The 12,767-nt window shown below is 59.1% G+C and carries 8 protein-coding genes and 4 pseudogenes; 7 read left to right on the forward strand and 5 right to left on the reverse strand.

What is annotated here, in order from left to right; genetic code table 11:
* The first annotated feature begins 52 nt into the window (after positions 1-52).
* The 6 genes and pseudogenes from QZ862_RS05020 to QZ862_RS05045 all read left to right on the forward strand — a co-directional run.
* Positions 53-817, forward strand: a complete 765-nt coding sequence (locus QZ862_RS05020) for an alpha/beta hydrolase (protein WP_296097918.1) — start codon at positions 53-55, stop codon at positions 815-817.
* Positions 818-927: 110 nt separating this feature from the next.
* Complete coding sequence (locus QZ862_RS05025; protein WP_363315899.1) at positions 928-2,337, forward strand: NAD-dependent succinate-semialdehyde dehydrogenase; 1,410 nt, start codon at positions 928-930, stop codon at positions 2,335-2,337.
* 151 nt (positions 2,338-2,488) lie between these two features.
* Positions 2,489-3,055 carry a carboxymuconolactone decarboxylase family protein gene (locus QZ862_RS05030; protein ID WP_081177315.1) on the forward strand — a complete coding sequence of 189 codons (567 nt, stop codon included), beginning with the start codon at positions 2,489-2,491 and terminating at the stop codon, positions 3,053-3,055.
* Between the two features lie 276 nt (positions 3,056-3,331).
* A pseudogene (locus tag QZ862_RS05035) lies at positions 3,332-3,550 on the forward strand (transposase domain-containing protein); the annotation flags it as partial.
* Positions 3,551-3,731: 181 nt separating this feature from the next.
* Positions 3,732-4,031 (forward strand): annotated as a pseudogene (locus tag QZ862_RS05040) (MFS transporter); the annotation flags it as partial.
* Between the two features lie 499 nt (positions 4,032-4,530).
* A pseudogene (locus QZ862_RS05045) lies at positions 4,531-5,512 on the forward strand (IS3 family transposase); the annotation flags it as partial.
* A gap of 36 nt (positions 5,513-5,548) precedes the next feature.
* Here QZ862_RS05045 and istB read toward each other — a convergent pair.
* Both istB and istA read right to left on the reverse strand, forming a co-directional pair.
* The gene (istB, locus tag QZ862_RS05050) at positions 5,549-6,430 is read right to left on the reverse strand and encodes an IS21-like element ISRel3 family helper ATPase IstB (protein ID WP_296097922.1); all 882 of its coding nucleotides are present in this window, start codon (positions 6,428-6,430) and stop codon (positions 5,549-5,551) included.
* A complete protein-coding gene (gene istA / locus QZ862_RS05055; protein WP_296097923.1) occupies positions 6,427-7,686 on the reverse strand; it encodes an IS21 family transposase in 1,260 nt (419 codons plus the stop codon). Before istA ends, istB begins: the two co-directional genes overlap by 4 nt.
* 143 nt (positions 7,687-7,829) lie before the next feature.
* Between istA and QZ862_RS05060 the strand changes: the two are divergent.
* Positions 7,830-7,991, forward strand: a pseudogene (locus QZ862_RS05060) (IS3 family transposase); the annotation flags it as partial.
* 280 nt (positions 7,992-8,271) lie between these two features.
* On the opposite strand, the gene QZ862_RS05065 reads toward QZ862_RS05060, so the two are convergent.
* From QZ862_RS05065 to QZ862_RS05075, 3 genes are read right to left on the reverse strand one after another with little or no spacing between them, the layout of a single operon-like run.
* The gene (locus QZ862_RS05065; protein ID WP_296097926.1) at positions 8,272-9,174 is read right to left on the reverse strand and encodes a restriction endonuclease; all 903 of its coding nucleotides are present in this window, start codon (positions 9,172-9,174) and stop codon (positions 8,272-8,274) included.
* A 3-nt stretch (positions 9,175-9,177) separates the two neighbouring features.
* On the reverse strand, positions 9,178-10,995 hold the full coding sequence (locus QZ862_RS05070; RefSeq protein ID WP_296097928.1) for an ATP-dependent helicase: 1,818 nt from the start codon (positions 10,993-10,995) through the stop codon (positions 9,178-9,180).
* Positions 10,982-12,766 carry an AAA family ATPase gene (locus QZ862_RS05075; protein WP_296097931.1) on the reverse strand — a complete coding sequence of 595 codons (1,785 nt, stop codon included), beginning with the start codon at positions 12,764-12,766 and terminating at the stop codon, positions 10,982-10,984. The genes QZ862_RS05070 and QZ862_RS05075 overlap by 14 nt, the downstream gene beginning before the upstream one ends.
* Position 12,767 lies beyond the last annotated feature (1 nt).

Raw genomic sequence — 12,767 nt, forward strand, 5'->3', positions numbered from 1 at the left:
CGCCGTGCCGCTATTGTCAACGCATATAAGGCTGAATGGCAGGGAGGAAACAATGCCAATTGCATACAATACCTACGGTCAGGGACCGATCCACGTCATGATGTTGCACGGGTGGCTAAGCGACTGCTCGATCTTCGACGCGATCAAGCCTCTGTTTGATCCGGAGACATTTACGCTCGCGCTGGTTGACTATCGTGGATATGGATCGTCGACAGCGCTCAGCGGTGAATACACGATCCCAGAGATCGCGAGCGATGCGCTTGAGATCGCCGATAATCTGCATTGGGATCACTTTCATATCGTGGGCCATTCGATGGCTGGCACCGTCGCCCAGCGAGTTTGCCTCGCGGTTCGCGGCAGAGTTCGGTCGGTGGCTGCAATCACGCCGGTCTCTGCGGCGGGCTTTGCCGTCGACGAGCCCACGCTCTCATTTTTCCAGTCGGCAGCAGACGACGACGCGGCCTTGGCGGAAGTATTCAATACTCTGACCGGTCATCGCCATGCGCGCTCTTTCCTTAACTACTTGGTTCGAAAGGCGCGCGCAGGGACAACAAAGGCGGCCTTCCTTGGCTACCTGGATGCTTGGACTACCGCAGATTTCTCTGCCGAGGCGGCCAAACTTGATGTGCCTTTCCTTGTCGTTGCCGGAACACATGATGAAGCTCTGGGGCCGCAGCACCAGCGCGAGACCTACCTCAAGCACCTTTCCAATGTTCGGATGCAGGTGCTGGAAGGGGCCGGTCACTATCCCATGCTCGAGACGCCGCCGGAGCTTTTCACAGTGGTTGAGGCATTTCTGACGGAAAATGCCGGCTAGCTTGGAAACCTCTCGGTTGACGGAACCACCACTGATTACCCCGCCCACGGAAAGAAGATTGCGCAATGCGGCAGTTGAAAGACCCCGAGCTTCTCAGGACACTGTCCTACATGGATGGCGCATGGCACGCTCCAGAAGCTACATTCGTCGTCCGCAATCCTTCCACCGGCGAGGAGATTGCGCAGGTCGCGGATGTCTCGGCTGACGACTTCAGCCATGTCATAGCCGCGGCCAAGACCGCGCAAGCTGCGTGGGCTGCTTGCACCGGTAAGGAGCGTGCTGCCGTGTTGAATAGATGGTATCGCGAGATCGTAGCGAATGTCGATGATCTCGCGACCATCCTGACTTCGGAAATGGGCAAGCCGTTTGCTGAAGCTAAAGCTGAGATACTCTACGGGGCCGGGTACATCGAATGGTACTCTGAAGAGGCGAAGCGCATTTATGGAGCAACCATTCCCGGTCATCAGCGTGACAAGAGGATCCTCGTACTGAAGCAGCCGATAGGCGTTGTAGGAGCGGTCACACCTTGGAACTTTCCAAATGCCATGGTGACCCGCAAGGCGGGCCCGGCCTTGGCTGTCGGCTGCGCAATCGTTCTTCGTCCATCGGAGTTTACGCCGCTCTCTGCCTTGGCCCTGGCGGAACTAGCGGAGCGTGCGGGGCTGCCTAGAGGTGTTTTCAACGTGGTGACCTGCCTGGACGCCGAAGCGTTCGGCAAGGCGCTCTGCACCCATCCTGACGTCGCCAAGATCTCCTTCACGGGATCTACAAAGGTCGGGCGGATCCTGATGCAACAGGCCGCTGGCCAAATCAAAAAGCTCTCACTCGAACTGGGAGGGAATGCCCCTTTCATCGTCTTCGACGACGCTGATCTCGACGCAGCCGTCGAAGGCGCCATTGCTGCTAAGTTCCGCAATGGTGGTCAAACGTGTGTCTGTGCCAATCGGATATATGTTCAAGACGGAATTCATGACCGATTTGCAGATAAGCTGGCTCGACGGATCGGCGAACTAAGGGTCGCTGACGGTTTTACTGACGGTGCGGATATCGGACCGATGATCAATCGGGCCGCAGTCAGGAAGCTCGACGAGCTTCTTGAGGATGCGCTGAGCAAGGGCGGGACGGTTGTCGCCAGCACTGATGGCACCGATGTTTCAGGTACGTTTTTCAAACCGACCCTTGTCACCGGCGCATCCGCCGACATGCATCTTGCACGTTACGAGATCTTCGGACCCCTGATCCCGCTATTTCGTTTTCAAGGAGAATCAGAGGTCCTGCAATTGGCCAATGCAACCGAATTCGGGCTTGCCGGCTACTTCTATTCTCAGGACATCACGCGCATCTGGCGCATGGCCGAAAAGCTCGAAGTCGGGATGATCGGAATCAATACCGGCCAGATATCCACGGAGGTTGCTCCGTTCGGAGGTATCAAGCAGTCGGGGCTTGGCCGCGAAGGCTCGTTCATGGGCGCGGACGATTACCTCGAAGTGAAATACCTCTGCTTTGGAGGCGTCGAATGACAGACCGGACCGCGCCGCGCGCCTGGTTCTCAAGACAGGCCGAATGAGCGGCTAACCAGCCACTAAGCAAGCTGAATGATCACCGATTCCCTATCCCGCCGGCCAGACACCGGCGGCGTCCCACCTCGCTCGAAATGAAAGGACCCAAGCGATGACTTCCAATGCCCTACTCGATATCAACATGCTGTCGGTGGAAGATGCCGCACCCGAAGCGGCGGATATAATGAGAGATGCTCAGAAGAAATTCGGTTTCTCGCCGAACATGTATGGGTATATGGCCGCACTACCGTCGCTGCTAACCACTTATGCGAAAGGCTATAGCGCCTTCCGCACCAGCGCCGGCTTCTCTCCCCTCGAACAGGAGGCTATTTTCCTGGCGATCAGCCAGACCAACTCATGCCACTACTGCACTGCCGCTCACTCGATGGTCGCCGCCATGGTCTCGGGCGTTCCCAGCGACGTCATCGCACAGCTGCGCGCGGGCGAACTGCCTGCCGATCCAAAGCTGCACGCCCTTGTGTCGTTGACCAGAGAAATGGTCGAAAGCCGCGGACGTCCGTCACAGGACACCCTCAACGCGTTTCTCAACGCTGGCTACACTGAAAACCACGTGCTTGGTATCATTCTGGCGATCTCAGCGAAGGTCATCTCCAACTACACGAACTACCTGACGGACACGGAGCTGGATGCAGCATTTAAGCCCTATGCAGTAATGTAATGTGAGAATTTGATACAGTCCTCAGATGATGATGGGGACTGTATTGCTTCTCGATGCCGGTTCGGACACATCTGAACTTGCACGCCGAGCCCATCGTCATGCCACAGGATCGATCATCCAGCCGGCTATCGACACCACGACATCTGCCGGTCCCAGAACCTGCAGAAACTGACCTATCGCCCTCTGATCGACCCGTCGAATGTAAACCTTTTTAGCCGAAATAGGGATGCCAACGGTAGAAAACCTCAACCTCATCGCCGACATGGGCAGAATGAACGGGGGATGGCTCTGAACCGGAAGAACGCGCGCTTCGCGGGGCACGACGCAGGAGCCGAGAATTGGGCGATTATCGCCTCGCTGGTTGAGACCTGCAAACTCAACGGCGTTGATCCGCAGGCTTGGCTAACCGCTACGCTCACCGCAATCGTCAATGGCCATAAGCAGAATGGGATCGACGAGTTGCTGCCGTGGAAATTCCTGTCGCAGGACCGCTGAAGATCATGCGACTACGGGCAGACGCTGGTGATCACGCGTGCCGCCATTCCTTGATCGCGGAGATCACGAGGATCAAAGCGAGGCCTGGCAGCAGCACGGCGCTCGGAACAATCCCCAGAAGCTGTCCGCCGATGAACACGCCAAGGATCGACCCGGCGGCCATGACGAGCAAGAACATCCGGTTGCTGGAACGTGGCTTCCCGGCGCTATCGCGTTCGCGATCTGCCTTGGCTTGGGTTCGGGCATCAACAGTATCGCACAGGGAAACCTACCGCTCTATCTGTTCGGCTCGGTCACGGGCAAAATGACGGCGGCGCGACTGGCAGTAGGTGCGGGAGCACCGTTCATATTTGCCGCAGTGACAGAGTACCTGGGTCTGAAATTTGCGCTCGCCGCGAACATCTTTCTTGCGATCATCAGCGTACTGGCATTCATCGCGGTTGCCGCAGCGTCGCGCAAACACGCGACTGCGTCGGCATAGACGTCCGAGCGTCAACATGATTTCGCTGACCCCAAATGTCGAAAGTCTGCCGCACCGCCTTAAACGCGCCCTCGTCGATCAGAACCTGCGGGCCTATTCTCTGCGTCCAATGGACATGATGTGCCACGGCTGACTTTCAAGCGTTCGCCAGCCGATCCGGTCGCCGGCCCCAAACGAATAGCGGCTCTTGTAGCCGACTGCTCAAGCCTCCAACGTCAGAAACGAAGGCGCACAGGCGACGTGACGTTGCCACGGGGATATGTTCGCTTTAGGGTACCAGCGATCACAACCTTTACGACCGAATTTTGGGGCGCAACGCGTGTCATAGCCTCGCCTTGAAGGGAGTCGAACCGTCAACCCGTTATTTCCGAGAGCCTGACTCGAAAAGAACTCAACAGACGCAATATCTTGCGAGCCTTCGGCTGAGAATGCGGATGTGGGTGAATAGCCCCTAGATTTGTAGACGCCTTCTCCCCTAAATTTGAGGCAGGAGGCCTACATGGGCAAAGGCAATTTCACGGAAGATTTCAAGCGCGACGCGGTGCGTCAGATCACCGAGCGGGGCTACCCGGTAGCGGAGGTTTCGCAGCGGCTCGGTGTCAGCCAGCATTCACTCTACGAGTGGAAGAAGAAGTTCGGCACATTGAACGTCAAGGCTAGCGACGAGGCCGAGGAGATCAGACGGCTAAAGAGAGAACTGGCCCGCGTCACCGAGGAGCGCGACATCCTAAAAAAAGCGGCCGCGTACTTCGCCAGGGATGCAAAGTGAAGAACGCGTTCATAGCCCTGCATCGCCTGAGCTTCTCTGTGCGGACGATATGTCGGCTTCTCCATGTTCACCCGAGCGGGTTCTACGCTTGGCTGAAGAACCCGTTGAGCAAACGGGCCAGTGACATACGGCAGACCGATCTCTTTTTTCAGGCTTGGCAGGAGAGCGGCAAGGTCTATGGCTATAGCAAGCTTCATGATGACCTTCTCGACCAGGGAGAGATGTGCTGCCCGAACCGCGTCGCACGTCTGACACGCCTTGCCGGGATCAAGGCTGAGATCGGTTACAAGCGCCGTCCCGGCAAATATGGCGGCCGACCCTCGGTCGTGGTCGACAATACGCTCGACCGGCAGTTCGACGTCGAGGCTGCGGACAAGGCTTGGGTCACCGACATCACCTACATCCGGACCTGCGAGGGGTTGCCTACCTTGCCGTCGTTATCGATCTCTATTCCCGCCGGGTGATTGGCTGGGCAATGCAGAACCGTCAAACCACGGACGTCGTGCTGCAGGCGTTGCTTATGGGGGTGTGGCGACGCAAGCCCAAGGATCAGGTTCTGGTCCATTCGGATCAGGGCTCTCAGTTCACCAGCATGGACTGGGCTTCGTTCCTGAAGCACCACAATCTGGTCCACTCAATGAGCCGGCGTGGCAACTGCCACGACAACGCGGTCGTCGAAAGCTTCTTCAACCTTCTGTGTCAATACCGGTTGAATTTTCCCCAGAAGCGCCGAAGTAAAATTCCCCAATTATGCCGATGTGGACGCCAAGGAGATTTGGGGATTTTTCGGCGGCCGACCGCGTGGCTTTTGAGGTGGCGCGAACGCCGGGGGTGCGATCAAGGCTTTGGACCGGACATGCTCTGGCATCAGCTCGGCGTGCTGCCGCAGCCGATAGCTGGAACCTTCGATCTGCACGACGACGGCATGGTGAAGCAGTCTGTCGAGCAGCGCGGTTGCGACGACGGGGTCTCCGAACACATCGCCCCATTCTGCGAAGCCGCGGTTTGACGTCAGGATCATGGCGCCACGTTCATATCGGGCATTGACGAGCTGAAAGAAGAGATTGCCGCCGCCTTGCACGACCGGCAGGTAGCCGATCTCGTCGACAATCAGCAAGCTCGGCCTACAGAAGAAGCGAATGCGCTCCTGGAGCCGACCTTCGCGTTCGGAGCGGGCAAGCGAGCCGATGAGATCGGCAAGTGTTGTAAAGTAGACGCTCTTTCCGGCTTTGACGGCTTCGACGCCGAGCGCCGTGGCAAGATGGCTCTTTCCAGTTCCAGGTGGGCCGAGGAAATGAACGGCCTCATGGCGATCGACGAAGCCAAGCTGCGCCAAGGTGAAGATCCGATCTCGGTCGAGCGAAGGCTGGAAGGTGAAGTCGAAGCCGGCGAGTGTCTTGATCGTGCCGAGCCTGCCCATTCGCAGGGCTGTCTTGATCCGGCTGTTCTCACGCAGGGTCAACTCTTCGGACAGGAGGATATCGATGGCTTCCAGCGCAGAAAGCTCACCGTGCTCGAGGCGTCGAACGACATGGTCGAGAGCTTCGAGTGCACGTGGCATCTTCAGGCCGACGAGATCATGACGGATACGATCGATCATGGACGGAATGGCGTCAAGGGCCGCGCTCATGGGCGGTTCTCCTGCGCCAGAACTTTGCCGACGGCATCGTAGAAGGCGAGCGACCGCTGCAGCACGGTGTCGCCGGCGGGCTTGACGACAATGGCGTCGTCGCGCGTCCTGGAGAGATGTTGCGGCGCGAGCGCTCGTCGATGGTCCGGCTGAACCCGACGCTGTTTGCGGCCCTCCAGGACGGGATGGGCTGCGATCAGCATGCCGTTCTCGAAGATGCGGATCTCGTCGGCCAGCGAATGGACTTCGACCATACGGCTACGGGTCGCATCCGGAACGCTGTAGGTGTTGCCGCCAACGCTGACCATGCCTTCCCGCGATACCCGGCGCTCCAGCTTCAGAACGGATTTGAACGGAGCCAGAGGTAACGGTCGCAGGTGCTTCCGCTCCTCGGCGAAGGCTTCATTGACGACGCGCAGGGTCGTGGCATGCTTCCTTGGATTGGCGACTGTATCCAGCCAGTGCCGAAGCTGAGCATTCAGGTCGTCAAGGTTGCGGAACGAGCGGGCGAGGAAGAAGTCTTCGCGGATATAGCGGAACGGCCGCTCTACCTTGCCCTTCGTTTTGGCGCGATAGGGTTTACAGGCCTTCGGGTGGAAACCGTAATGGCGCGCCAGGCCTATGAGGGCACGGTTATAGACGATGCCTTCTGTCTGGCCTTCGCCGATGACGGCCGTCTTCATCCGGTCGTAAAGCACTTCCCGTGGAGCGCCGCCGAGAGCCTCGAAGGCCGCGATATGGCAACGCAGAACGGTCGGCAGGTTCTGATGCATGACGAAGCGTGCCCAGATCAGACTGCTGTGCCCCAGCACCATGGAGAACAGCCAGACGATCCTCGGCGTCATCGGTTCATCGGTGAAGACGACATGGAACTGGGCGAAATCGACCTGGGCCTGCTCACCCGGCGGCGTCTCGAACCGAACTTCAAAGCCCTGACTTGCAGCGGGGCGCACATCGCGGAGAAAATCCGTCACAGCCGTGTAGCCGCCGGTATAGCCGCGCTCCCTCAGTTCTCGAAACAATCGACTGCCGGTCAGGCCGGGATAGGATTTGATCCGCTCCCGCAGGTAAGAAGCGAACGGGTCGATGACCGTCGCCCGAGGCTTTCTTGGACCATAGGCCGGAGCCTCAAGGCCGCGTTCAATGTACTTGCGCACCGTCTTGCGATCGATGCCTGTTTGTCTGGAAATTGCCGACACCGTCAGCCCCTGCTGATGCAGATCCAGGATCATGATCGTCTCCCTCAGCTTGATCACCAACATCCCCCTTCCGACCATCGGAAAGAGTATCGGCGATGACGCGCCGCCGGTCTTCCGGGGCGCGCCCCGGAAGACCGGCAGTCGCAGCACCTGGGGAAGATTCAAACGGCACTATTGGGGAGTATTGATCCGGTAGTGACATTCTGAAGCGCGAACGCATACGCCGCAGGGTCTATCGATCACGCGACGAAGCCCGCCTGGACGTGTTCGATTACATCGAAATGTTCTACAACCCGAAACGGAAGCATGTCAGAAACGGAATGCTGTCCCCCGTCGAGTTCGAGAAACAGCAGAAAATCTAACTCGAGGGTGTCTACGAAACTCGGGGCTATTCAGGGCGATGAGCATCTAGGCTTCGGCGGAAGCGATTGACTTCTCCCACTCGATTATTTCCTGCATGCATAACGCTCTGAAATCATGAGGAAATAAATTTTTCACGTTTCGCTATACCGTAAGCTAACCCGTCAGAAAATCACGCTGCTGAAATCATTGGCTTTTTAGGCCGTCCCCGAGAAATGCACCTTCCGCCATCTATCGCCCATGACGCTTTAGAAGCGTCTCCGCATCGTAGCTCAATCGCCGCTAAAGATTAAGGTCCCGCACAGCAACGAACGCCCGGTTCGTCTCGGCCGCACGGCGCTCCTTGGCTTCCAAAACCGTTATCAGTGACACCTTGCGCGACAGCACCTCATACAGGTCAAGTCCGTCCGCACATACCAGGTTGGTCTGGCGTCCACGAGAGAACGCTTCCAACCCGTCGGCTGTGAAGCCAGAATTGCTCACGAACAGGCCGCGCGCCCAGGACGCTTTCCCACTGACCTTACCGGAAAAGGTCATCAGGTCGGCGAAGCCGATTTGAGGCCCATGCCATTTGGCTTCAACCAAGTAGGTTTGACCGTGAAGCCTGAAGCTTCCATCGATTTGTTCGCCTACGAGCCGAAAGGAGCCGCGCGGCGCCAGCCCGAAGCCTGCGAACAAATCGTTCAGAAAGCCCTCGAAACGTAGACCACGTGCTTGAGGGTCGAGCTTGGTGATCTCGATCAGGTGGGCGGCCAGCTCCTGCGCCTCTTCAGCATTCAGGGTCGACGCCTGCGGCGCTGGTTCTGCCGCCTTGGGCGAACCAAAGCTGCTTAGGAAGCTTGGATCAAGTAGCTCAGGGATCTTGAATTGCACCCCGGGTAAAAGACTGTTGAGACGATCGATCTCTTCACGACTGAGGGGATTGCCCTTCCCACGCCGGTAGGTCATCGCTTGGCGAACGATCGCCACGATCAATTTCGTAAAGTGTGACCTTCGCCTCTCCAGCGTCGCGGTCAGGAGCTGAACAATGGCAGGTCGCTTGCTCCCAGGGACCCATAAGTCGCCAACACCAGCCTGTGCGGCGGCAAGCGGAAATGCTGTTTTGGTGTTTCCGCTACCGGGAAGAAAATCGTAGAGGAGATCTGCCAGGTCCTCAATCGCCTGAGCTTCACTGAATGATATCATAGCCTACTCGTTCTCCGCCTCCTCCATGCGCGCTTCGAGCTCATCGAGGAAGGGAGAGCGCCCCCAGCGCATTCTCCCGCGGGGCGTATCGACGTAGCCGGAATAAAGCATGTGAATCTCGTCTCGAGCGCGCGTGAGACCGACGTAGAAGAGCCGGCGGCTCTCCCGCCGAGCAGCGGGCAACTCATTGCGCCACGGCAGGCTGCCGAGATCCAGTCCGACCATGATCACGACGTCATATTCGCACCCCTTTGCGGAGTGAAGCGTCAGGAGATTCAGGTGCAATGGTGAGCCATCACGACCGCCCAAACTTGCCAAATCGAGATCGGCAAGCGCGCCTCCGACAGCTAGGGCCGACGTCATGCGATCCACCTGCTCGCCCTGGTCGGCAAGGCTGGGCTCGCCAGCCATTAGCGCATCGAGCATCCCGACGCGGAGCGCCGCCACGAAATCCCGAGCGATCCCCTGCTCGACGCGAAGTGACCAGAGAAGCTGCGTAAGCCGCTGCGCTTCATCACGCGCCTGGGCTTCCGGTACTCGCGTGCGATGGAAGCCCAACCAACGATCCAGAAGACCGCGCAATTGCGGGTGGGCCTCGCGCCAGCCGCCCGCGCACCATGCAGCACAATCTTCGATCCAGCTCGTAAGAGCGACCTTCCGGTAAGGGGCGGCAGTATCGACGCGGACAAAGTCGAGACCTGCGGCGGCGACCGCTTCAGCCACAACGTCGCCCGCCCGGTAGTCACGATAAAGGATGGCAATATCGCCAAGGGCTCGTCCTGGCTTCGCCGCGAGCGCCGCCGGAATTATATCTTCGATCGCATGCGCGGCCTGCCCTTCGAGACCGCCCGCGCATTGCGTGAACTCAATAACCGCCTGCCGGTCCGGATCGTTTGACTGGTAGCCGCGCGGTTCGCCTAGCGCCATCTCAGAAGTGCTGACGATCCGCGACGCCGAACGATAGTTTAGCTGGAGCTGCACCCGCTCAACGTCGTCACGCTCGGCAAGCTCCTGCAGGAGCGCTCCATCGGCGCCGGTAAAGCCGTAGATCGATTGGTCAGGATCTCCGACCGCAAAGAGCCGAACGCCCCCGTCGAAGGCTACGCGCTTGACGATGCGGTGTAGTGCCACGCCGAGGTCCTGATATTCGTCGACGGCGAGGACGGGAAATTTCGCTTGCAGCAGAGGAAGCACCCAATCGTGTTCCGAGACGAGCCGCTGCCCGAAGACGACGAGATCATCAAAGTCGATAAGGCCCATCCGCCGCAGCTCGGCCTCGTATCCTTCTGCCCACGCAGCGAGCTCCGCCTCGCTCGTCCAGGCAACCGAGGCTCGATCGAGAACCGATCGCCTATGCCGCCCAAGGTCCATCGTCTTATTCGGGTGACCGACACCAAACAGCCTATCGCCCACCCGCTTCATGGCACGGTCGCTCTGCCGAGTCGTGGCCACCGTGAGAGGGAAAGGCACCGGCAAATCGGCAAGCCGACCATACGGCATGAGGAGATGGCGCAAACAGAAACCGTGAACGGTGCCGATGAAGAGATTGGAAGCCTCGCGAAGGCCCAATCGCTCGAGCCGACGCGTCAGTTCGCGAGCGCATTCCTGACTATAGGTGATGCACGCGGCGCCGCGTGGCGCGCGCACATCCTCGGCCATGATCCTCGCCAGCTTAAGTACCAGCGTCTTAGTCTTGCCGCTGCCGGGGCCTGCCAGCACGACACAGTTGCCAGTCGAGTCGTAGGCTGCTTGCTGACCCGGGTTGCCAGCAAGATCACCTGCTTGGGCGAGGTATGCAGCGCTGACACTACGCAACGGCATCGCGGATGTACTCCAGCGCCTGCCGGATGTAGTCCGGACATGTATTTTCATCGGCGTGGCCCGCGAGCGCCTGGGCAAAGCGTCCCTTGCCGACCCGTTCAATGAGCGCGATCAGCGAATCCTCGTCGAGCGTGTCTGGGTCATCCACCCATCCTTGCAGCTCCTCGCGGGTGCCGTCGCCGATGCTCAATTCTTCTTCGATGACCTCCTGCATGGCCTCGGCAAGCCCGCCGGTGAACAGCTCCGGTTCCAGCGTGTTGCTGTTGACGAAGTAGCCAAACGGCTCGGCGCGCGCGATCACAGCGTCCGCATCAAGACGCCTGTAAGTGACACCTTGCTCCCGCAGTTGCAGCACATTGATGAGCCGCCGTCGAACGCGCGGATGGCTCTCACCGTTGGGGTCGCGGTCCGTCAGGATCACGTGCGGGATGTTCAGGCCGGCCGGGCCTAGCAGCTTCACGTAGGGCGTGAAGTTCGTGCCGCTGACCGAACAAACCGTGATGCCGAGCATGTCGAGCGGTATGCCGAGCGCCTCGGCAAAAGCCGGCACCAGAAAGCGCTCCGCGTCGCCCTCGACAAGGATAACACCGCGCGCGAAGAAGATCTCGCCGCGGCTCACATCGATGTAGCGCTGAAGGTCCGCTTCGTCGCGCTCGGTGAACGGCGCTGTGGCAGTCGAGACGGCGATCGTAGCATTCGTCTCCGCGTCATGGCGAAGGAGGACGATCGAGCGGATCGGCGTGACGCTGGCGATGTGGGGGGAATGCGTCGTGAGGATCGTCGTCAGCGGTGGCGTATCCTCCTCCTCTTCTGCACCCGTGCCGAGGAAATAACGGTAGACGAGACGCTGGACGTGTGGATGTAAGTGCGCCTCGGGCTCTTCGACGACGAAGAATGTGTGGTCTCGTTCACCGTCGGTGACGAGCCGATCGAGTTCGAGACTTTTTAGCGCCATGAAAATCAGATTGGCCGTGCCGAGGCTGGCGTCGGCGATGCCACGCGCACCATTGTCGATCAGGAGGCGCAGACTGCGTAGCAACGCATCGATCCGGGTCGGCGAAAGACCGAGCGTTAGCGGAACGGCATGCTGCTCGCCCGCGATGGCAATAAGCCGTTCGCTGATCCGCTCTGCCGTGGCGAGGACTTCGGCATGGCCCTCCAATTCGGCCTGCGCCTCGTTAACCTGCTCCTGAATCTCAGCACGCGCATCCGCATCCAGGGATGTCGAAAGCTCTTCGATCAAAGGCCTCAGCGGCGAGTTGCGCCAGCTTGCCAGATCTTTCTCCGCGTCGCGCAAAGCAACCTGCACGTCGAGCGGCAGCATCCGCCGTAGCGACGGCGCAATCGACATCTCGGGATCGTCGCCGCCAAAGATGATGTATTCATAGTCCGCTAGGCTCTCTGGATCTCGTCCGAGATTCGCCTTGGGTTGAAAGCGGTAGGTAAGCCGCGCGACCATCGGCGGCCCGGGGTCGACCACGCAGTCATTTAGATGCGCCATCAGTCGCGCATCGTCGGTGAAGTCTGTCAGCTCGACGGCGATCTCAATCGTTTCGCCAAGCTTGTCTTCGCCTAAGCCATCCCAAAAATGCTCCAGACCGAGCTGACGGTCGCGTTCAGACAGACCAGGGTCGAGAATGAGTTGTAGAGCGCGAATGAAATTGCTCTTGCCGACCTTGTTCTCCCCGACAATGACGATATTTTCGCCCGTCTCGAGATCAATCTCTGAAAAGTTCGCGAAATTGCTTATTTTTATGCGCGAAATCCGCACG

The organism is uncultured Agrobacterium sp. (genome assembly GCA_913777615.1).
Lineage (GTDB): Bacteria > Pseudomonadota > Alphaproteobacteria > Rhizobiales > Rhizobiaceae > Agrobacterium.

Coding starts and splice junctions, on each gene's coding strand:
- QZ862_RS05070 (WP_296097928.1), bottom strand. CDS start 10,995: ATGCCGTTGCGTAGTGTCAGCGCTGCATACCTCGCCCAAGCAGGTGAT.
- QZ862_RS05065 (WP_296097926.1), bottom strand. CDS start 9,174: ATGATATCATTCAGTGAAGCTCAGGCGATTGAGGACCTGGCAGATCTC.
- QZ862_RS05020 (WP_296097918.1), top strand. CDS start 53: ATGCCAATTGCATACAATACCTACGGTCAGGGACCGATCCACGTCATG.
- istB (WP_296097922.1), bottom strand. CDS start 6,430: ATGAGCGCGGCCCTTGACGCCATTCCGTCCATGATCGATCGTATCCGT.
- QZ862_RS05025 (WP_363315899.1), top strand. CDS start 928: ATGGATGGCGCATGGCACGCTCCAGAAGCTACATTCGTCGTCCGCAAT.
- QZ862_RS05030 (WP_081177315.1), top strand. CDS start 2,489: ATGACTTCCAATGCCCTACTCGATATCAACATGCTGTCGGTGGAAGAT.